Here is a 19,937-nt window from a genome sequence, read left to right as displayed (position 1 = left end):
TCAACAAAATCTGCTGCCGCTCGCGACGGTTTTTCGAGGTGCCCTACCACCAAAACTTTTCAGGCCACTGCTGCCTCTTCGGCGCACAGCTTGAGGCTGGCGTGACGCGGCGCGTTCAGGCCGGCCATCAGCGCGTCCTGGTGCTCTTCCAGCAGGGCGAACACGGCATCCTTCGACAGCACGTACTGGTCCAGCAGCGTGTCCTTGATCGACACGATCACCTCTTCGTAGTCGCGGATCGAATTCAGCGTGTAGTTATAGAGCTCGTCCGATTTCTCCTCGACCTGGCGCAGCGTGTGCTCACCCGACGCGTCGTTCTGCAGCTGGCTGTAGTCGATCTTGGCGCGCGAATACATCGACAGGCGGCCAACCATCAGGCTCAGCATCTTCGTGATCTTTTCGATGTCGTTCTGGCTACCCACCGAGATACCGCGTGCGCCGTAGAACAATTCCTCCGCCGCGACGCCGCCGTACAGGCCGATCACGTCGCGCTCCAGTTCTTCCAGCGTGCGCAGCGACATGTCCTCACCGGACTGCAGCACATAACCCAGCGCACCGATCTTGGACACCGCTTCCGTGCTGATCTTCAGCAGATGCGACTTTTCCTTGACCTCGCTCAGGCTCATGCCGGCGCGCAGGAACGGGTCGATCTGCATGAAGAAGTGGCCCAGTTCGTGCACGGCGATGCGCTCGCGCTGCTTGAGCTTCTCGGCCGTCGTGGCGCGGTCGGTCAGGCCGATCGTGGCACGCTCGTAGGCACGGAACAGCAAATCGGTATTGATGATCGCCTTTTCCTGGATCGAAATCATCGACGCGCGCTCGACCACGGTCTCCAGCAGCGCCGGGCTCAGGTTCTGGGTGATTTCCGCGACCTGGTCCAGGTCGAGGTCGTTCCAGTCCACGAGACCTTCTTTCTTGCGCGACAGGAAGCTGCGCAGGAGTTCCTTGCGCTCGCCCTTGTTCGGCAGGCGGAAATTGATCTTCACGGAGAAGCGGCGCAGCATGGCTTCGTCCATGTCCGTCGACGCATCGTCGAAGTTCGAGGCCACGACCCAGATCACGCCCTGGCCCTTGTCGCTCTTGACGCCGTCCAGCAGGCCCAGCAGGGTGTTGGCGGTGTCGTCTTCCCATTTCTTTTCGCTGCGGCCGCGCGGCATGAACAGGCTTTGCGCTTCATCCAGGAAGATGATGCAGCGGCCCTTGCCCGACGCCTTGCGGTACAGGGCGTTCAGCGCCTTCGAACCGCCGCCGACGTAGCCGGATTCCAGCGCCGAGCCGGACGCCTGGATCAGCGGGATGTCGAGGCGCTTGGCCAGGTAGCCCACCAGCTTGGTTTTACCGGTACCGGCCGGCCCCGTCAGCATGACGTTGAACGGCTTGTCGATGTTGTGCTCTTTGTACAACTCGCGGTTGCGGATCATGTCTTCCAGGTGCAGCACTTCCTGCTTGATGTCTTCCATGCCGATCAGGTCGTCCAGGCTGCCCTTCAGCTTGTCCGGCGTGATCATCTGGCTGCTCATGCCCATGCCCGGGATACCGAATTTCATGGCGTACAGGATCACCAGCAGCACGGTGATGTCGAGCGCGTGACGCTTCAGGAAGTCGAGGATGTCGGCGCCGACGCCTTCGCCTTCGTCCTGCAGGACGGCCTTGTGCGACGCCAGGTATTCATCCTTGGCAATGGAGTACGGGATCGCGTTCTTCAGCAGGACTTCGCGCTCCAGCGACAGGTGCGACGTGCTCGGCACCTTCACCACGTGCAGCTGCGGCGCATCCTTGTACTTATAGATATAGCGCGGCGAATCCGACAGCGGCTTCGCGACGAGCAGGTAGTCGAGACGATCCTTCTGGGCGGCCAGCTGGGTGATCTCGGAGATATTCTGCGAGTAGACGACCGGCGACGGATCTTGCGGGATATCGGCCTTGTAGATTGCCCAGCCCGTCAGCACGCCGAGCAGTACGGCGGTCAGAATCCGGACATAAACATTCTTAAAAGCAATTTGAAGTCGAGCAAAATTGGGCATATCGGTACTCTTACAAGGTCGAAGGTGCGTGATACGGCATGTGTTATTACGTGCCTTCCGGAGTGCCGAGTGGACGCGAAAGGCGGCGGTGCGGGGACCGCGGGGTATTCAAACGTGTGCGTTTGATATTGTTTTGATGCCCGAAGGCAATGGGGATATCGAGACTATACTCGCAAAGAAAAGCGACGTGTATACCGTGCGGTGAAAAAATTTTGAATCGCAACACGGCTGATCAAATTGACATCGGATTTCATTGTCCATCCCATACATTCAATAAATAAATCGCAATAAGTTGTCTCGTATTTGGCGTTTTATCAATAGCCAATCGATTAATTGATTGCATTTGTTTTATTTAAAAATGATTAATTTTGCCATCTGTTTATCGTGCTTTAACGGCACGTAACGGACGCAATGCATGGCGCATTTTTGCTATGCTGGGATCATCTGCATGACGCCGCCAACGGTCATGCGGATGACGTACCCCACAGTCAGACGATGGATGGATAAGGAATGACCGTGAAACGATACGCACTTGCCGCAACGCTCAGTCTCTTGATGGGTGGCGCCGTCCAGGCTGCCGCCATTGACCTCGACAACAGTCACGCCGTGCTGCGCATGCGGGGCGTGACCGATCTGTCGACGGTAAATCACAACGAAGTGGTGGCGCCGCCTTCCCCTTCGATGTCCGAACTTCCGGAACCGGAAGTGTTTGCCATGATGCTGGTCGGCCTGATCCTGATCGGTTACCGGGCCAGCCGTGACAGCAGCGAGAAATTCAAATAAGGAAAAGAAAGACTTTTCCGCATGACGCGGAAATGTTGATCGACGGCGCCGCAAGGCGCCGTTTTTCTTGGTTTGCAGCTCAGGCCGGCAATTCCTGGCACAGCGTATGGAGTTTGCTCAACGTCGCCCAATTGCGCGTTGTCGTCGCATCGCCCAGTTTCTTGCCCAGTGCGGCCACGACCGGGCTGTCGAGAATGCCCTCCGGGCACCAGACATAGGCCGCGCGCTCGCCCAGCGCCATCGCCCCCGGCCGCCAGTCCTGGCCGCACAGCGTTTCGACTGCCTCGCGCGAATGGGGTCCGGCGAGAATGAACGTCAGCAGGCGGGAATGGTCCGTTGCCTGGTCGAGCAAGGGATTGGAAGCAATGATCGCATCGAGGTCATCGCAACTGAGCACGACGGTGCGGGATGCGACACCGAGCTTGAGCACGAGCGCTTCCTCGATTTCGGCCGCGACCGTGTCGTGGGGCTTGGCGGGACCGGTGAACACGACGTTGCCACTGTTGAGGAGACTTCGCACGTGTTCGTAGCCGAGATCCGCGATCAGCTTGCGCAGGTCGGCCATGGCGATGCGTTTCGCCCGCCCGACATTTACGCCTCTTAATAAAACAATGTAGCGTTTTCTGGTCATCCAGGCATGGTACGGCGCCCGAATTAGATAAGCATTAAGACACCGGCGTACAACACCGGGGCCCGCAGGCGCTCACACCCTCCTTACCGGATGGTAATATTCAATCCATTGTAAAAATTAAATTAAATGAGGGAAGCATGAGCGGTCCTTTCCACCTGACGCCGCTGGCCGAGACCCGACCGGGCATGGTGTTGTCCGACGTCGTGCGCGACGGGAAAGGCAATGTGTTACTGGCACAGGGCATTGTGCTGACCGAATCCATGCTGGCGTCGCTGGGACGGCATGGCATCGACATGTTGCCGATCCTCCAGGCGACACCCGAACCGCCGCCCATCGATCCGGAAGCGGTCCAGGCACGGCTCGATCACATCTTCCGCAAGCACGACCGCGACGACCTCGGCGACTGGGCCACCGGGATCCTGCGGCGCTACGTGGAAGACTACCGCCTGCAGCGCGAGGTGAACCCATGAACCGCCTGACACCCGAACAACTGGCCGCCGGCGTGCAAGACTTGCCGTCGCTGCCCGCCGTCGTCATGGAATTGCTCAGCAGCATAGAGCAGGAAGACATCGACATCTCGGTGCTGGCAAAAAAAGTGTCGTACGACCAGGCCTTGACGGCAAAAACGTTGCGCCTGGCCAATTCCTCGACGTATGGCCTGCAAGTGAAGGTCACGACGATCCAGCAAGCCATCACGTTCCTCGGCTTCCAAACGACGCGCAACCTGATCACGGCGGCCGCCATCACGGGTTGCTTCCCGAGCGGACGCTGCGAGGGCTTCCACGACAAGGCGTTCTGGCGCCATTCGATCGCCACGGCCGCGTGCGCCCGTGCGTTGGCGCGCCGGATGCGTTTCAACCAGGACATCGCCTTCACGGCCGGTCTGCTGCATGACATCGGCCGGCTCGTCCTGGTGACCGGTCATCCCGACGCCTATGCCCAGGTCGTGGCCTGGCACGCGCAGCACGGCGGCGACTGGCAGGACGCCGAACAGGCGGTCCTCGGTATCGACCACGTCGACGCGGGGGTCGCGCTGGCCGACCACTGGAATTTCTCGAGCACCATGCGCCAGGCGATCGCCTACCACCACGCGCCCGACATCCACGGCGCGGGGTTCCTGGCAACGATCGTGCACGTGGCCAACGCCATCGTGCACGCACTCGACCTGGCCGGCGACGACGAGGAACTGGTGCCGCGCGTATCCAGCGTGGCCTGGGATGCGATGGGATTGAATGAAGAAGCCTATCTGCACCTGTTCCGCGAAACGGAACTGCAGTTCGGCGAAATGTCGACCATCCTGATGGCTTGAAAAGGGCCGATCAAGCCCAGGATGATCGATCGTGACGGCAGCGAAGGGTTGCTTCGCTGCCGGGTCTGTCCGAAGGCATGACAGGACCGGCTGTCATGCCTGCGGCATCAGTGCGCATAGTTGCCCGACGGCTTTGTCGAAGACGATGCGTCGTTCGATTGCGCTGGCTGGCCTTGCTGAGCTTGCGACTGAGCTTGTTGCTGTTGCGCAGCCTGCAGAGCAGCTTGCTGTGCAGCTTTTTCCTCAGGCTTCGGGCGGCCCTGGGCATCCGACAGGCGATATTTGGTGCGGCGATCGCCCATCAGGTCACGCAGGTCGCGGATGCTCATGCCGGTCACTTCGTGCATGCGGATCAGCAGCGAGGCGCCGACCGGCAGGCGGTGGTGACGGATCTTGCTGATCACCGGCGGAGCGACTTCCAGCATGCGCGACAGCGCAGCGTCGTTCTTCAGCTGCATCTTGCCCAGCAGAATGTCCAGCAGATGGTTCGGGTTGTAGCTTTCCTGTGATGACAAAGCGTGATGTGCCATGATGACCTCGTAAATGGTTAAAATAGTTCTCTTACGAACCGTGTTTAATGACTAAGTTTCATCAACATAAGTTCCCGGATTGCGAGACCGACTGACCAGGCATCCACCTGACATATCGGCCGGCGCATCTCCGGACCGCGTGCGCTCCCTTGGCGGGAAGCGAAAAACGAATGCAGCGTTGGAACCCTGTCCGGGCGCCGCGACCGAACTGCCGTCGCCGCTGCGGTTTTTGCACTCCCCGCTTCCCACATGCACTTGTCTTTCGGACAAATTATCAAACTCATATGTCGGGTTCACACTCGACCTGAGCACGAAATTCATTGGCCGAAATCAAGCTAACCTGTGGAAAGCTTGTCACATAGTCATTTCAGCACATGGTGACAAATTGTGGCGCACGCAAGTGTTTTTTTGGACTAATTTTGCAATTGCCGAGCTACACGATCTCCTTGATTTACAAGAAGAAACTAATTCAAGTCGAATCGGCAACTTTAAAGATAACAGCTAGAAAGAAAAATTCAAGATTTAACAATGTAACCGACTGTAGAAATATTGCCATCGGAAAAACTTGAATTCCGCGCAGCACCGAATGTCGACGCGCACGGCCCCACGCACCGCTTTTTCGGCGTGTTTCCGATTTACGGTAAACTGCATTCCACTTGTCAAAGCATCAGCACTTAGAAGCATTCCATGCAGAAAAAAGTATTCATCAAGACCTTCGGTTGCCAAATGAACGAGTACGACTCGGACAAGATGGCGGACGTGCTGGGCGCGTCCGATGGGCTCGTACGTACCGACACGCCGGACGATGCCGACGTGATCCTGTTCAACACCTGCTCCGTGCGCGAAAAAGCGCAGGAAAAGGTGTTTTCCGACCTCGGCCGACTGAAGGAACTCAAGCGCGCCAAGCCCGACCTGATCATCGGCGTGGGCGGCTGCGTGGCGTCGCAGGAAGGCGAAGCCATCGTCAAGCGCGCGCCGCACGTGGACATGGTGTTCGGCCCGCAGACCTTGCACCGCCTGCCGCAGATGATCCAGCTGCGCCGCCACACGGGCGCGGCCCAGGTCGACATCAGCTTCCCGGAGATCGAAAAGTTCGACCACCTGCCCCCGGCCAAGGTCGAGGGTCCGGTCGCCTACGTGTCGATCATGGAAGGCTGCAGCAAATACTGCAGCTACTGCGTGGTGCCGTACACCCGCGGCGAGGAAGTCTCGCGCCGCTTCGAGGACGTGCTGACGGAAGTCGCCGGCCTGGCCGCGCAGGGCGTCAAGGAAATCATGCTGCTGGGGCAGAACGTGAACGCCTACCGCGGCGCGATGGAGTCGGGCGAAATCGCCGATTTTGCGCTGCTGCTGGAATACGTGGCCGAAATCCCCGGCATCGAGCGCCTGCGCTTCGTCACCAGCCATCCGAAGGAATTCACCCAGCGCCTGATCGACGCGTACGCGAAGATTCCGCAGCTGGTCAACCACCTGTACCTGCCCGTGCAGCACGGCTCCGACCGCATCCTGCAGGCGATGAAGCGCGGCTACACGGGCCTGGAATACAAATCGATCATCCGCCGCATCAAGGCGGTGCGGCCCGACATCTCGATCTCGTCCGACTTCATCGTCGGCTTCCCGGGCGAGACGGACGCCGATTTCGAAGCGATGATGAAGCTCGTCGAAGATGTCGGCTTCGACAACAGCTTTTCCTTCATCTTCAGCAAGCGCCCCGGCACCCCGGCCGCCAACCTGGCGGACGACACCCCGCACGAGGTCAAGCTCGCGCGCCTGCAACGCCTGCAGGCGCAGATCGACGCCAACACCCGCAAGACCAGCGCAAGCATGGTCGGCACCGTGCAGCGCATCCTGGTGGAGGGCCCGTCCAAAAAAGGCGGCGGAGAACTCCAGGGGCGGTCCGAGAACAACCGCGTCGTCAACTTCTTCCCGGGCGACGACAGCGATGCGCTCATCGGCCAGCTGGTCGACGTGCGCATCACCGAGAGCCTGGATTACACCCTGCGGGGCGACCTGGTCGCCCGCATTGATACGATTGCCAAAGCCAGTTGAAAACGCCTACCCAGCCTTCGTACTTCTTCCCCGAGCCGCTCGATAACACGCGGCTCGCCCACCTATGCGGCCCGCTCGACGAAAACCTGCGCCAGATCTCGGCCGCCCTCGACGTGACCATTTTCCGGCGCGGCGAGAAATTCATCGTCAGCGGGACCAATGCCGAACGCGCCGTCGAGCTGCTCGAACGCTTCTACGCGGTGGCCGACAAGGTCGTGCCGATCGAGGAAGTGCAGCTGGCGCTGGTCGAACAGCGCGCCGGGCTGAAGCCCAAGTCCGCGGAGGCCGAAGCGCCGCCGCCGAAGGAACCCGGCGCCGCCGTCACGGAGGAAGCCGACGAGGTCGACGACGAGGAACTGGTCAGCCCGATGCTCAAGACGCGGCGCCACGACCTGCGCGGCCGCACGCCGCACCAGATCCAGTACCTGAAGGCCGTGCTCGAACACGACATCAGCTTCGGCATCGGCCCGGCCGGCACCGGCAAGACCTATCTCGCCGTCGCCTGCGCCGTCGACGCCCTCGAACGCGACGCCGTCAAGCGCATCATCCTGACGCGTCCGGCCGTGGAAGCGGGCGAGCGCCTGGGCTTCCTCCCGGGCGACTTCGCGCAGAAGGTCGACCCGTACCTGCGCCCGCTGTACGACGCGCTGTACGACCTGCTCGGCTTCGACCGCACGCAGAAGCTGTTCGAGAAACAGGTGATCGAGATCGCGCCGCTCGCGTTCATGCGCGGCCGCACCCTGAATCACGCGTTCGTGATCCTCGATGAGGCCCAGAACACGACGGCCGAACAGATGAAGATGTTCCTGACCCGCATCGGCTTCGGCAGCAAGGCCGTCGTCACGGGCGACGTCACCCAGGTCGACCTGCACAAGACGCAGCGCAGCGGCCTCGTCGACGCCATGCACGTGCTAAAGGACGTGCGCGGCATCGCGTTTACCCAGTTCTCCAGCGCCGACGTCGTGCGCCACCCGATGGTGGCCCGCATCGTCGACGCCTACGAGAAGGCCGCGTCGATGCAGGAACTCGGCGCACTCCCGGGCACTTTGACCAAACCAGCCGCTACCCGCCATGCAAGAAAAAAAGCATAACCTCGAACTGGACGTCCAGTACCCCGACACCCGCCTCGAAGCGGATATCACGCCCGAACTGGTGGAGCGCTGGGTGCGCGGCGCCCTCCTCGGCCCGGCCGAGCTGGCGATCCGCTTCGTCGACACCGAGGAAGGCCAGACCCTGAACCGCGAATACCGCGGCAAGGACTACGCCACCAACGTGCTCACCTTCGCGTACAACGAGGGCGCGGAAATCGCCGACGACGAGCCGACGCAGGCCGACATCGTCCTGTGCACGGACGTGCTGCAGCGCGAAGCGGACGAGCAGAAGAAGACGGTCGAGGAACACGCCGCGCACCTCGTCGTGCACGGGGTGCTGCACGCGCAGGGCTTCGACCACGAGACGGACGAGGAAGCCGAGGAGATGGAACAGCTCGAGCGCGACATCATGGAAGCGCTGGGGTATCCGGATCCTTACGCGGAGAACTAATCATCGTCGTTCCCGCGAAGGCGGGAACCCAATCTGCACGATCTGCCGGCAAACTTGGATCCCCGCCTGCGCGGGGACGACGTTGTTTTAGGTCGCGGAACGTTCAGGCCTTCTTGAGCTGTTCCGCAATCGGCAACTTTCTCACCCGCTTCCCGGTCGCCGCAAACACCGCATTCGCCAGTGCCGGCGCGATCCCCGCGGTCCCCGGTTCGCCGATCCCGCCCGGATCGTCGTGGCTGTTCACGATATAGACTTCCACCGCCGGCGATTCCGGCATGCGCATCACGCGGTAGTCGGAGAAGTTCGACTGCTGCACCCGCCCCTTCTCGACCGTCACCTCGTCCCACAGCGCCGCGCTGGCGCCGAACACGATGCCGCCCTCCATCTGCGCGACGATGGTGTCGGGATTGACGTTCTGGCCGCAGTCGACCGCGCACACGACGCGGTGCACGCGCACGTCGCCGTCCGGCCCGACGGACACTTCCGCCACCTGCGCCATGTAGCTGCCGAACGCGAACTGCGTCGACACGCCCCGTCCCAGCTTGCGGCCCGCGATCGGTTTCAGCGGTTTGCCCCAGCCGGCCTTCTCGGCCGCCAGGTTCAGCACGGCCAGCGTGCGCGGCGATTTCTGCAGCAGCGCACGGCGGAACGCGACGGGGTCCGTCTTGCTCGCGTACGCCAGCTCGTCGATGAAGCTCTCGACGACGAACACGTTGTGCGTGGGGCCGACCCCGCGCCAGAATGCGGTCGCGAGGCCCGGCGGCTCGTGCCGCACGTATTCGACGCGGATCGCCGGGATCGAATACTGGATGTCGGCCGCCGCTTCCACCGCATCCGGGTCGACGCCGTTCTTGACCATCGGCGGGGCGAAGCGCGCCATGATCGACGACCCGGTCACGCGGTGGAACCACGCCACGGGCATGCCCTTGTCGTCGATGCGCGCCGACATGCGGTCGACGTAATAGGGGCGGTACATGTCGTGCTGGATGTCTTCCTCGCGGGTCCAGACGATCTTCAGCGGCCCCTTGGCCAGCTTGGCGAATTCCACGGCCTGGATCACGTTGTCGACTTCCAGCCGGCGCCCGAAGCCGCCGCCGATGTAGTGGTTATGGACGCGGACCTTCTCGAGCGGCAGGCCCGTGATCTTCGCGGCCGCGCCCTGCGCCAGCGCCGGGACCTGCGTGCCGACCCAGATGTCGCAGCCGTCGGTTTTCAGGTCGACCGTGCAGTTCATCGGTTCCATCGTCGCGTGCGCGAGGAACGGGACTTCGTAGATGACGTCGATGCGCCGCCCCGGCCCGGAGTCCAGCGCCTTCAGGGCATCGCCCCTGTCGGCGGCGATGGCGCCCGTGTTCTGCGACACCTTCATCATGTCCGCGACGATGCCGGCCGTGCTGACGTTGGCGTTCGGACCGTCGTCGAAGCGCGGCGCCGCCGCAAGGAGGCCCTGTTTCGCGGCCCAGAAGTGGTCGGCCACGACGGCCACCGCCCCTTCGATGCGCAGCACCTGGCGCACGCCTTTCACGGCCATGGCCTTCTGCTCGTCGACGGCGGCGACCTTGCCGCCCAGGACGGGCGACGCCGCCACGGCAGCGATCCCCATGTTGGGCAGGCGCGCGTCGATGCCGAACTGCGCGGAACCGTTCACCTTCGCGGGCGAATCGAGGCGCTTGATCGCCTTGCCGACCAGCGTGAACTGGGCCGGATCCTTCAGCTTGACCTCGGCCGGGAACGTCAGCTTCGACGCGGCTTCCGCGACTTCGCCGAAGTGCACCTGCCGGTTCGACGCCTCGTGGCGGATCGTCCCGCCCACGACTTTCAGGTCGCCCGGCTCGACGTTCCAGTTCTTCGCCGCGGCCTGCACGAGCACCGTGCGGACTTTGGCACCCGCTTCGCGCAGCGGTTTGTAGGTCGCGCGGATCGAGGTCGAGCCGCCCGTCACCTGGCCGCCCAAAAGAGCGTCCGCGTACAGCGAATTGTTCGCGGGCGCCTGCTCCAGCTTCACTTTCGACAGATCGGCACCCAGTTCCTCGGCCAGCAGCTGCGGCAGCGAGGTGAACGTGCCCTGCCCCATCTCGACCTTGTGGATGATGAGGGTCACGATGCCTTCGCGGTCGATGCGGATGAACGCGTCGTGCGCGAGGCCCGGCTGCTCGTTCGTCATCGCGGTCGACGCCTGGCCGACGGCCTTCTCGGACGGCGGTTCCTTGCGGTCGTTGGCCGGCGCGTCGCCCTGTTTCGTACAGCCGAACAGCGAGAAGCCGAACAGCAGGCCGCCACCGGCCACGCCGCCCGCTTTCAGCAACTGGCGGCGTTTGTTCGAGACGGAGGTTTTAGTCATTTCGTCCATATAAAATCCTCTTTTCATACCCGGGCGCTTCGGGGGCCTCGAAAACCGTAGCGAGCGGCGGCAGTTCGGGCCGAGAAGCGCAGCTGTACTGAGGTACAGCGAGCATCGCAGGCCTACGCGGCCCGGCCGAAATGCAACGCGCAGTAGGTTTGCGAGGCTCCCCTCACGACGATGCGATCTTGATCGCCTTGCGAATGCGGTTATAGGTGCCGCAGCGGCAGATATTGCCGGCCATGGCGTTGTCGATGTCGGCGTCGCCCGGCTTCGGCGTCGCGTGCAGCAGCGCGGTGGCGGACATGATCTGGCCCGACTGGCAATACCCGCACTGGACGACGTCGATCTTGCGCCACGCATCCTGCACCTTCGCCCCGACCGGGTCGTTGCCGATCGCCTCGATGGTCGTGATCTTCTTGCCGGCCGCGGCCGACACGGGGGTCACGCACGAGCGGATGGCCTGGCCGTCCAGGTGCACGGTGCAGGCGCCGCACAGGGCGACGCCGCAGCCGAACTTCGTGCCGGTGAGCCCCATCACGTCGCGCAGGGCCCACAGCAGGGGCATGTCGTCGGGGACATCGAGGTTGGTGGTGGTGCCGTTGACGTTCAAGGCGGGCATGGCGATTCCTTTCCTTAGCTAATGAGCAACTATAGGACGAAGCCTAACAGCAATGGCGCACGGCTGCTTGAACGTCGATGTCTGCATAAAAATCAGGCATTCCGGCTTTTGGTGTATCCTATGGCCCATCGCAACAACGGCTTCACGCCAACTATGCCCGAGCACCCTGCTGACGTCCGTTCGGACGTTAAAACCCACCGGTCGCTGTTCGAACGGTTGACCGCACTGATTTCCCCCGAGCCCGAAAACCGCGCCGAACTGCTCGAAGTTCTGCACGACGCCCACGAACGCAACCTCATCGACGCCGACGCGCTCTCCATGATCGAGGGCGTGTTCCAGGTGTCCGACCTGTCGGTGCGCGACATCATGATCCCGCGCTCCCAGATGGACGTGATCGACATCACCAAGCCGATCGAGGAATGGCTGCCCATCGTGCTGGAAACGGCGCACTCGCGCTTCCCCGCCATCGAGGGCGAGCGCGACAAGGTGGTCGGCATCCTGCTCGCCAAGGACCTGCTGCGCTACTACGCGGAAGAATCGTTCGACGTGCGCGACATGCTGCGCCCGGCGATCTTCATCCCGGAATCGAAACGCCTGAACGTGCTGCTGCGCGACTTCCGCGCGAACCACAACCACATGGCGATCGTCGTCGACGAGTACAGCGGCGTGGCCGGCCTGATCACCATCGAGGACGTGCTGGAACAGATCGTCGGCGACATCGAGGACGAGTACGACTTCGACGAGGAAGAAGACAACATCCTCTCCATCAAGGAAGGCCAGCACGGCTCGCGCTGGCGCGTGAAGGCGCTGACGGAGATCGAGCAGTTCAACGAAGAGATCGGCGTCGACCTGCCCGAGGACGACGTCGACACCATCGGCGGCCTCGTGGCCAGCCACCTCGGCCGCATGCCGCACAAGGGCGAGGTGTTCGACCTCGAGAACCTGCGCTTCGAAGTGCTGCGCGCCGATGCGCGCCAGATCCACGTGCTGCTGGTGGAAAAACTCCCGGCCGTCGACGACGAACACGATTGACGCGGGGCCCCAGCATTGATTGAATCCAGCCTGAACCTGCGGCGCCGCCGCAAGCCCGCCGTGGCGCCCGATCCCGCGCTGCGCGGCACGCGGCCGAGCGTCACCGGCCTCGCCGTCGCGGCGCTGGCCGGCGCCCTGAGCCTGTTCTCGTTCGAACCGTTCGGCTGGTGGCCAGTCCAGTTCCTGTCGCTCGCCTATTTGTTCTACCAGGTCGGCATGGGCAGTTCCGTAAAGCGGGCCGTGTTCCTCGGCTGGGCATTCGGCTTCGGCTGGTCCGTGGCCGGCATGCACTGGCTGTATATTGCGCTGAACCGCTTCGGCGGCCTCGCCGCGCCGCTGTCCGCCATCGCCATCGCCCTGCTGGGCCTTTACATGGGCCTGTTCGGCGCGTTCGCGGCGGGCGTGTCGTCGTGGCTGCGCAAGCGCTGGTCGCTGCCCGTCCCCGCGTTCCTGCTGCTCGTGTTCCCCGCCTGCTGGGGCGTCTCCGAATGGATGCGCGGCTGGGTCTTTACCGGTTTTCCCTGGGCGGCGTCCGGCTATGCGCACGTGACGGCGCCCCTCGCCGGCTTCGCGCCGATCCTCGGCGTGTACGGCATCGGCGTGCTGGTCGCGGTGTGCTCGGCGTGCCTCGTGATGCTGACCCAGCGCCGCCGGCTGCCCGCCATGGGCCTGTTCGCCGCGCTGCTGCTGGCCGGCTGGGGCCTGAAGCACGTCGCGTGGACCGCACCTGCCGGCAAGCCGCTCAGCGTGCGTCTCGTGCAGGGGAACATCCGCCAGGACGAAAAATTCAGCGCCGAGCACCTGGGCATGATCCTCGCGCGCTACCGCGACATGATGACGGCCGCGCCGGCCGACCTGATCGCGGCGCCGGAGACGGCGATCCCCGTGTTCCCGAACCAGCTCCCGCCCGAGTACCTGCAGACCTTCCGCGACTATGCGGCAAAGACCGGCAGCGCGTTCCTGTTCGGGATCCCGCTGGCCGACAGCATGACCGTGTACGCGAACAGCGTGGCGGGCATCGGCCCGCAGGGGCAGTCCTACCGCTACGACAAGAACCACCTGGTGCCGTTCGGCGAATTCATCCCGACGGGCTTCCGCTGGTTCACGGACCTGATGCAGATCCCGCTGGGCGATTTCACGCGCGGCCCGGACGTGCAGGCGCCGTTCGCCGTCAAGGACCAGCTGGTGCTGCCCAACGTCTGCTACGAAGACGTGTTCGGCGAAGAAATCGCGAAGAACCTGCGGTCGCAGGCGCAGCCGGCCACCGTGCTGCTGAACGTGTCGAACCTGGCATGGTACGGCGAGTCGACCGCCATTCCGCAGCACCTGCAGATCTCGCGCATGCGCAGTCTCGAGACGGGCCGCCCGATGCTGCGCGCCACGAACAACGGCGCCACCGCCGTCATCGACGGCCGCGGCAACGTCGCCGCGCTGCTGCCGTTCTACAGCCAGGGTACGCTGGCGGCGACGGTGCAGGGCATGGCCGGCAGCACGCCGTACATCCGCTTCGGCAACCTGCTGTTCCTCGCGCTGGGCGCTTTGCTGCTGGCCGGCGCCTGGCTCGCCGGACGGCAACGGCGGACGACCGGCTAAAATAGCGAGCGATTCCTCAAGCCATTCCGTAAAACCCGCTAGAATTGGTGTTTTAGCAAACTCACCGTGTTCGCGCCCCGTGCGCGCGAAGCCAACAAGATGCTCACATTCCAACAAATCATTCTGACCTTGCAAACCTACTGGGACAAGCAGGGTTGCGCCCTGCTCCAGCCGTACGACATGGAAGTCGGCGCGGGCACCTTCCACACTGGCACCTTCCTGCGCGCGATCGGACCGGAACCGTGGCGCGCCGCCTACGTGCAGCCGTCGCGCCGCCCGAAGGATGGCCGCTACGGCGAGAACCCGAACCGCCTGCAGCACTATTACCAGTACCAGGTCGTGCTGAAGCCGGCGCCGGAAAACATCCTGGACCTGTACCTGGGTTCCCTGGAAGCGCTGGGCCTGGACCTGAAAAAGAACGACGTGCGCTTCGTCGAGGACGACTGGGAAAGCCCGACCCTGGGCGCCTGGGGCCTCGGCTGGGAAGTCTGGCTGAACGGCATGGAAGTTACCCAGTTCACGTACTTCCAGCAGGTCGGCGGCCTCGATTGCAAGCCGGTGCTGGGCGAGATCACGTACGGCATCGAGCGCCTGGCCATGTATCTGCAGGGCGTCGAGAACGTCTACGACCTCGTGTGGACCGAGTGGGAAGAGAACGGCGAGAAAAAATCGCTGTCGTACGGCGACGTCTTCCACCAGAACGAAGTCGAGCAGTCGACCTATAACTTCGAACACTCGAACACGGACCTGCTGTTCCAGGCCTTCAATAACCACGAGAGCGAAGCCAAGCACCTGATCGAACTGGCGCTCACGCTGCCCGCGTACGAGCAGATCATGAAGGCCTCGCACAGCTTCAACCTGCTGGATGCGCGCGGCGCGATCTCCGTCACCGAGCGCGCCGCCTACATCGGCCGCGTGCGCACCCTGTCGCGCCTCGTCGCCCAGGCCTATTACGACTCGCGCGAGAAGCTGGGCTTCCCGATGCTCCCCAAGGTTGAACAAGCGGCCTGAGAACAGAAATCACATCACCATGAATCAGACATTACTCGTCGAACTGCAGACCGAAGAGCTGCCACCGAAGGCGCTCGTGAAACTGGGCGCCGCTTTCGCCAACGGTATCGCGAACGGCCTGAAGGCCCGTGATTTCCTGGACGCCGACAGCGTCGTCACCACCTACGCCACGCCGCGCCGCCTGGCCGTCTCGATCACCAACGTGCGCGCCACGTCGGCCGACAAGACCATCCGCGAGAAGATCCTGCCGGTGACCGTCGCCCTCGACAAGGACGGCAACCCGACCGCGCCGCTGGCCAAGAAACTGGCCGCCCTCGGCTTCCCCGACCTCAAAGTCAGCGACCTCGAACGCGCCCAGGACGGCAAGGCCGAGAGCTTCTTCTACACGTACACCGCGCCGGGCGTGGGCCTGGCCGAGGGCCTGCAGCCGGTGCTGGAAGAGACGGTCGCCAAGCTGCCGATCCCGAAGGTGATGAGCTACCAGCGTCCGGACGGCGCCACCGTGCAGTTCGTGCGCCCCGTGCACACGCTGCTGGCGCTGCACGGCGAGACCATCGTGCCGCTGTCACTGCTGGGCCTCAAGGCCGGCCGCAGCACGCTCGGCCACCGCTTCCTGTCGAACGGCCACGCCTTCGATATCGGCCATGCGGACGCCTACAACGAACTGCTCAAGGTCTTCGGCAAGGTCGTCGCCAATGCCGAGGAACGCAAGGAATCGATCCGCACCCAGCTGCTGGCCAAGGCCGGCGGCGACCAGGTGCTGATGCCGGAATCCCTGCTGGATGAAGTGGCGGCGCTGGTCGAATGGCCCGTCGTCTACGAATGCCAGTTCGAAGACGTGTTCTTGTCCGTACCGCAGGAATGCCTGATCCTGACGATGCAGACGAACCAGAAGTACTTCGCGCTGACGGATACGAACGGCAAGCTGCGCTCGCGCTTCCTGATCGTCTCGAACCTCGCGACCGACGACCCGTCCGCCATCATCGGCGGCAACGAGCGCGTCGTGCGCCCGCGCCTGTCGGATGCAAAATTCTTCTTCGAGCAGGACAAGAAGAAGTCGCTGGAATCGCGCCTGCCGCTGCTGGCGAACGTCGTCTACCACAACAAGCTGGGCACGCAGGCCGAGCGCACGCAGCGCGTCACGCGCCTGGCCGGCGCCATCGCCCGCCGCCTCGGCTACGACGTGCTGCTGGCCGAACGCGGCGCGCAGCTGGCGAAGGCCGACCTGCTGACCGACATGGTCGGCGAGTTCCCCGAACTGCAAGGCATCATGGGCACGTATTACGCCCGCAACGACGGCGAGCACGAGGAAGTGGCACTGGCCGCGTCCGAGCATTACCAGCCGCGCTTCTCGGGCGACGCGCTGCCGACCACGAACACCGGCCTGGCCGTCGCGCTGGCCGACAAACTGGAAACCCTCGTCGGCATCTGGTCGATCGGCCTGCAGCCGACCGGCGAGAAAGACCCGTTCGCGCTGCGCCGCCACGCGCTGGGCGTGATGCGCATGCTGGTCGAGAAGCGCCTGCCGCTCGCGCTGTCCGACCTCTTGACGGATGCCGCCGGCGTGTTCGACTACATGCCGACGTTCAAGGACCCGACGGCGGAAGTCACGGCCTTCATGCTGGACCGCCTGCGCGGCCTGCTGCGCGACCGCGGCTTCGCGCCGAACGAGGTGGAAGCCGTGCTGGCGCAGAACCCGGACCGCGTGGACGACGTCGTGCAGCGCCTGGAAGCCGTGCAGGCCTTCGCCGCACTGCCGGAAAGCGCGTCGCTGGCTGCCGCCAACAAGCGCATCTCGAACATCCTCAAGAAGAACGAAGAGGCGCTGGCCCAGGCAGGAAACGTCGATCCGGCCCTGCTGCAGGATGCCGCGGAGAAGACGCTGTATGCGAGCGTGCTGCGCGTGCAGCCTGACGTCGATGCGGCGTTCGAGCGCGGCGACTTCACGGGCACCCTGAAGACGCTCGCGCAACTGCGCGACGACGTCGATGCGTTCTTCAACGACGTGATGGTGATGGCCGACGATGTCGCCCTGCGCAACAACCGCCTGGCCCTGCTGTCCATCCTGCACCGCATGATGAACCGCGTGGCCGACATCTCGAAACTGGCGGCGTAAGCGCAATGAAGCTGATCATCCTCGACCGGGACGGGGTCATCAACCATGACTCCCCCGAGTTCATCAAGTCGCCCGCCGAGTGGATCCCGATCCCGGGGTCGCTCGAGGCGATCGCGCGCCTGAACCAGGCCGGCTACCGTGTCGTCATCGCGTCGAACCAGTCGGGCATCGCGCGCGAACTGTTCGACATCGCGACCCTGAACGCGATCCACCAGAAGATGCACGCGAGCGCCCAGCTGGTCGGCGCGGACATCGACGCGATCTTCTTCTGCCCGCACGCGGCCATCGACCACTGCGACTGCCGCAAGCCGAAGAACGGGATGTTCGAGGAGATCAGCAAGCGCTTCAAACTCAGCCTGAAAGGCGTGCCGACCGTCGGCGATTCGCTGCGCGACCTGCAGGCCGGCTTCATCAGCGGCTGCGTGCCCTATCTGGTCCTGACCGGCAAGGGCGAGAAGACCCTGGAGACGGGCGGCCTGCCGCCCGGCACGCAGGTCTTCCCCGACCTCGCCGCCATGGTCGATGCCTTCCTCAAAACCACGTCCGCGCCTGCAAACGCATGATCGTTACCACCGCCACCCCAGACCTGGAGACCACGCCTTTGCGTACCGCCGCCCTGTTCCTGCGTTCCCTGTTGTTCACGATCGTCATGATCGTCGCCACCGTCGTGTGGGCGTGCGTCTGCTTCCTCGCGGCGCCGTTCCCGTACAAGACGCGCTTCTGGGTCACCTCGCGCTGGAACGTCTTCATCATCTGGTGCGCGCGCGTCATCTGCGGCATCCGCTACCAGGTGAAAGGCTACGAGAACCTGCCGGACCAACCCGCGATCCTGCTGTCGAAGCACCAGTCGGCATGGGAGACCATCTTCATGCTGCCCAACATGAAGCGCCCGCTCGTCTACGTCTTCAAGAAGGAAATCCTCTACATCCCCTTCTTCGGCTGGGGCATGGCGCTGCTGCGCATGATCCCGATCGACCGCAGCAAGGGCAAGCGCGCCTTTGCCCACGTCGTCAAGATCGGCAAGGCGCGCCTCGCCGACGGCCAGTCGATCATCATGTTCCCCGAAGGGACGCGCATCCCCGTCGGCCAGAAAGGACAGTACAAAAGCGGCGGTACGCGCCTCGCGATAGAAACTCGTGCGATGGTCGTGCCGATCGCGCATAATTCAGGTGAGTGCTGGCCCAAGAACTCGTTCATCAAGCGGCCGGGCCTCATCACCGTCTCGATCGGCAAGCCGATATCGCCGGAAAACCACACTGCCGACAGTCTGATGCAAGAGGTCGAAAATTGGATAGAATCGGAAATGCGCGTCATTTCGCCCCACGCCTATTCAGGTACTTGAACGAATTGGGCGCGCAGAACCAAGCATCATCGAAGCCGCCCACCATGACCTCCCCCAAGATCGACGCGAACCAGCTGGAGCTGTTTGCCCAGGAACTCGTCGCGGCGCTCAAGCCCTCGCCCACACCCGCGCCCACGCCGGCGGCCAGACCCGTGCCGCCGGCCCCGTTGTTCAAGGCACCGCCGGTGCCGACCCGCACCTTGCCCATCCCGCCCGTCGGTCCGAACGACCCGCCGCTGCGCAAGATCCAGCTCGGATCGCACACCGTGCACTACGTCCTGCGCCGCTCCGCGCGCCGCTCGCACGGCTTCATGGTCTGCGACGACGGCCTGTTCGTGACGTCGCCGAACCGCGCGCCGCTGGACGACATCGAGCGCGCCATCCGCGCCAAGCAGCGCTGGATCCTCACCAAGCTGTTCGAACGGGGCGAGCGCCGCGCGCTGCGCGCCGAACGTCCGCCCGTGGATTGGGTCGACGGCGCGCAACTGCCCTACCTCGGCACCGACATCACCCTGCGCCTGGAACCGGCCGCGCGCAGCCACTGCGTCCACGATGCCGATACGCGCACCCTCCACCTCGGCGTGACGCCGGGACTGGAGACGTGGCAGATCCGCGAGCGCGTGAAGCTGTGGTTCCAGGACGAGGCGAAGCGGATCTTCGGCGAACGCCTCGACCTGTACGCGCCGCGCGTGGGCGTGACGTACAACGCGTTCGCGATCTCGTCGGCCGGCACGCGCTGGGGCTCGTGCACGGTGGCCGGGAACATCCGGTTGAACTGGAAGCTGGTGCACTATCCGCTCGCGCTGCTGGACTACGTGGTCGTGCACGAACTGGCGCACCTGCGCGAGATGAACCACAGCCCGGCCTTCTGGGCCGTCGTGGGCGAGGTGTTTCCGGATTATGACGGCGCCAAGGCGGCGCTCAAGAAGCGGTCGGTGGAGATGCCGGTGCTGTTCCCGGACGAGTAATCGGGACGCGATGGTGGGCACGGGGTGCCCACCCTACGGCATCG

Annotated in this window: 17 protein-coding genes and 1 pseudogene; 13 read left to right on the top strand and 5 right to left on the bottom strand. The window is 63.7% G+C overall.

Annotation, left to right across the window (positions count from 1 at the left end):
• Positions 1–59: 59 nt before the first annotated feature.
• Positions 60–2,024 (bottom strand): AAA family ATPase, encoded by a 1,965-nt coding sequence (locus ACL58G_RS08940; RefSeq protein WP_413382319.1) that lies wholly within the window; start codon positions 2,022–2,024, stop codon positions 60–62.
• A 510-nt stretch (positions 2,025–2,534) separates the two neighbouring features.
• Between ACL58G_RS08940 and ACL58G_RS08935 the strand changes: the two genes are divergently transcribed.
• Positions 2,535–2,807, top strand: a complete 273-nt coding sequence (locus tag ACL58G_RS08935) for a hypothetical protein (protein ID WP_413337396.1) — start codon at positions 2,535–2,537, stop codon at positions 2,805–2,807.
• A gap of 79 nt (positions 2,808–2,886) precedes the next feature.
• On the opposite strand, the gene ACL58G_RS08930 is transcribed toward ACL58G_RS08935, so the two are convergent.
• Positions 2,887–3,438: a DUF1697 domain-containing protein gene (locus ACL58G_RS08930; RefSeq protein WP_056130069.1), complete on the bottom strand. Its 552-nt coding sequence runs from the start codon at positions 3,436–3,438 to the stop codon at positions 2,887–2,889.
• A 137-nt stretch (positions 3,439–3,575) separates the two neighbouring features.
• Between ACL58G_RS08930 and ACL58G_RS08925 the strand changes: the two genes are divergently transcribed.
• Both ACL58G_RS08925 and ACL58G_RS08920 read left to right on the top strand, forming a co-directional pair.
• Positions 3,576–3,908 carry a hypothetical protein gene (locus tag ACL58G_RS08925; protein WP_413382316.1) on the top strand — a complete coding sequence of 111 codons (333 nt, stop codon included), beginning with the start codon at positions 3,576–3,578 and terminating at the stop codon, positions 3,906–3,908.
• Positions 3,905–4,747 (top strand): HDOD domain-containing protein, encoded by an 843-nt coding sequence (locus ACL58G_RS08920; protein WP_413382313.1) that lies wholly within the window; start codon positions 3,905–3,907, stop codon positions 4,745–4,747. Before ACL58G_RS08925 ends, ACL58G_RS08920 begins: the two co-directional genes overlap by 4 nt.
• A gap of 218 nt (positions 4,748–4,965) precedes the next feature.
• Here ACL58G_RS08920 and ACL58G_RS08915 read toward each other — a convergent pair.
• A pseudogene (locus ACL58G_RS08915) lies at positions 4,966–5,277 on the bottom strand (hypothetical protein); the annotation flags it as partial.
• A gap of 687 nt (positions 5,278–5,964) precedes the next feature.
• On the opposite strand from ACL58G_RS08915, the gene miaB reads away from it, so the two are divergent.
• The 3 genes from miaB to ybeY are packed head-to-tail and all read left to right on the top strand — an operon-like array spanning position 5,965 to position 8,868.
• Positions 5,965–7,326: a tRNA (N6-isopentenyl adenosine(37)-C2)-methylthiotransferase MiaB gene (gene miaB / locus ACL58G_RS08910; protein WP_413337400.1), complete on the top strand. Its 1,362-nt coding sequence runs from the start codon at positions 5,965–5,967 to the stop codon at positions 7,324–7,326.
• Positions 7,323–8,417, top strand: a complete 1,095-nt coding sequence (locus ACL58G_RS08905; protein ID WP_440966381.1) for a PhoH family protein — start codon at positions 7,323–7,325, stop codon at positions 8,415–8,417. The genes miaB and ACL58G_RS08905 overlap by 4 nt, the downstream gene beginning before the upstream one ends.
• Positions 8,398–8,868, top strand: coding sequence for an rRNA maturation RNase YbeY (ybeY, locus tag ACL58G_RS08900; protein WP_440966379.1), 471 nt, complete (start codon positions 8,398–8,400; stop codon positions 8,866–8,868). Before ACL58G_RS08905 ends, ybeY begins: the two co-directional genes overlap by 20 nt.
• Positions 8,869–8,971: 103 nt before the next feature.
• Here ybeY and ACL58G_RS08895 read toward each other — a convergent pair whose 3' ends face one another.
• Positions 8,972–11,209, bottom strand: coding sequence for a molybdopterin cofactor-binding domain-containing protein (locus tag ACL58G_RS08895; RefSeq protein WP_440966377.1), 2,238 nt, complete (start codon positions 11,207–11,209; stop codon positions 8,972–8,974).
• Between the two features lie 172 nt (positions 11,210–11,381).
• Positions 11,382–11,831 carry a (2Fe-2S)-binding protein gene (locus tag ACL58G_RS08890; RefSeq protein WP_413382297.1) on the bottom strand — a complete coding sequence of 150 codons (450 nt, stop codon included), beginning with the start codon at positions 11,829–11,831 and terminating at the stop codon, positions 11,382–11,384.
• A gap of 153 nt (positions 11,832–11,984) precedes the next feature.
• On the opposite strand from ACL58G_RS08890, the gene ACL58G_RS08885 reads away from it, so the two are divergent.
• The 7 genes from ACL58G_RS08885 (at position 11,985) to ACL58G_RS08855 (ending at position 19,893) form a co-directional block, all read left to right on the top strand.
• On the top strand, positions 11,985–12,863 hold the full coding sequence (locus tag ACL58G_RS08885) for an HlyC/CorC family transporter (RefSeq protein ID WP_259450082.1): 879 nt from the start codon (positions 11,985–11,987) through the stop codon (positions 12,861–12,863).
• Positions 12,864–12,878: 15 nt separating this feature from the next.
• Positions 12,879–14,456 (top strand): apolipoprotein N-acyltransferase, encoded by a 1,578-nt coding sequence (gene lnt, locus ACL58G_RS08880; protein ID WP_413382294.1) that lies wholly within the window; start codon positions 12,879–12,881, stop codon positions 14,454–14,456.
• Between the two features lie 99 nt (positions 14,457–14,555).
• A complete protein-coding gene (glyQ, locus tag ACL58G_RS08875; protein ID WP_440966374.1) occupies positions 14,556–15,467 on the top strand; it encodes a glycine--tRNA ligase subunit alpha in 912 nt (303 codons plus the stop codon).
• A 19-nt stretch (positions 15,468–15,486) separates the two neighbouring features.
• A complete protein-coding gene (gene glyS / locus ACL58G_RS08870; RefSeq protein WP_413382291.1) occupies positions 15,487–17,583 on the top strand; it encodes a glycine--tRNA ligase subunit beta in 2,097 nt (698 codons plus the stop codon).
• Positions 17,584–17,588: 5 nt separating this feature from the next.
• Complete coding sequence (gmhB, locus tag ACL58G_RS08865) at positions 17,589–18,146, top strand: D-glycero-beta-D-manno-heptose 1,7-bisphosphate 7-phosphatase (protein WP_413382288.1); 558 nt, start codon at positions 17,589–17,591, stop codon at positions 18,144–18,146.
• The gene (locus ACL58G_RS08860; RefSeq protein WP_413382286.1) at positions 18,143–18,925 is read left to right on the top strand and encodes a lysophospholipid acyltransferase family protein; all 783 of its coding nucleotides are present in this window, start codon (positions 18,143–18,145) and stop codon (positions 18,923–18,925) included. The genes gmhB and ACL58G_RS08860 overlap by 4 nt, the downstream gene beginning before the upstream one ends.
• Positions 18,926–18,969: 44 nt before the next feature.
• Positions 18,970–19,893: a M48 family metallopeptidase gene (locus ACL58G_RS08855; RefSeq protein WP_440966371.1), complete on the top strand. Its 924-nt coding sequence runs from the start codon at positions 18,970–18,972 to the stop codon at positions 19,891–19,893.
• Positions 19,894–19,937 lie beyond the last annotated feature (44 nt).

Source organism: Massilia sp. GER05, assembly GCF_052056005.1.
In the GTDB taxonomy this organism is placed as follows: domain Bacteria; phylum Pseudomonadota; class Gammaproteobacteria; order Burkholderiales; family Burkholderiaceae_D; genus Telluria; species Telluria orientalis.
Note: the sequence above shows the minus strand (reverse complement) of the source record. Positions and strands in the feature narration are given on the sequence as shown.

Bases quoted from the DNA above. Each gene is read 5' to 3' on its own strand.
- ACL58G_RS08940 (WP_413382319.1), bottom strand. From the start codon at position 2,024: ATGCCCAATTTTGCTCGACTTCAAATTGCTTTTAAGAATGTTTATGTC.
- ACL58G_RS08935 (WP_413337396.1), top strand. From the start codon at position 2,535: ATGACCGTGAAACGATACGCACTTGCCGCAACGCTCAGTCTCTTGATG.
- ACL58G_RS08930 (WP_056130069.1), bottom strand. From the start codon at position 3,438: ATGACCAGAAAACGCTACATTGTTTTATTAAGAGGCGTAAATGTCGGG.
- ACL58G_RS08925 (WP_413382316.1), top strand. From the start codon at position 3,576: ATGAGCGGTCCTTTCCACCTGACGCCGCTGGCCGAGACCCGACCGGGC.
- ACL58G_RS08920 (WP_413382313.1), top strand. From the start codon at position 3,905: ATGAACCGCCTGACACCCGAACAACTGGCCGCCGGCGTGCAAGACTTG.
- miaB (WP_413337400.1), top strand. From the start codon at position 5,965: ATGCAGAAAAAAGTATTCATCAAGACCTTCGGTTGCCAAATGAACGAG.
- ybeY (WP_440966379.1), top strand. From the start codon at position 8,398: ATGCAAGAAAAAAAGCATAACCTCGAACTGGACGTCCAGTACCCCGAC.
- ACL58G_RS08895 (WP_440966377.1), bottom strand. From the start codon at position 11,209: ATGACTAAAACCTCCGTCTCGAACAAACGCCGCCAGTTGCTGAAAGCG.
- ACL58G_RS08890 (WP_413382297.1), bottom strand. From the start codon at position 11,831: ATGCCCGCCTTGAACGTCAACGGCACCACCACCAACCTCGATGTCCCC.
- ACL58G_RS08885 (WP_259450082.1), top strand. From the start codon at position 11,985: ATGCCCGAGCACCCTGCTGACGTCCGTTCGGACGTTAAAACCCACCGG.
- glyQ (WP_440966374.1), top strand. From the start codon at position 14,556: ATGCTCACATTCCAACAAATCATTCTGACCTTGCAAACCTACTGGGAC.
- glyS (WP_413382291.1), top strand. From the start codon at position 15,487: ATGAATCAGACATTACTCGTCGAACTGCAGACCGAAGAGCTGCCACCG.
- gmhB (WP_413382288.1), top strand. From the start codon at position 17,589: ATGAAGCTGATCATCCTCGACCGGGACGGGGTCATCAACCATGACTCC.
- ACL58G_RS08860 (WP_413382286.1), top strand. From the start codon at position 18,143: ATGATCGTTACCACCGCCACCCCAGACCTGGAGACCACGCCTTTGCGT.
- ACL58G_RS08855 (WP_440966371.1), top strand. From the start codon at position 18,970: ATGACCTCCCCCAAGATCGACGCGAACCAGCTGGAGCTGTTTGCCCAG.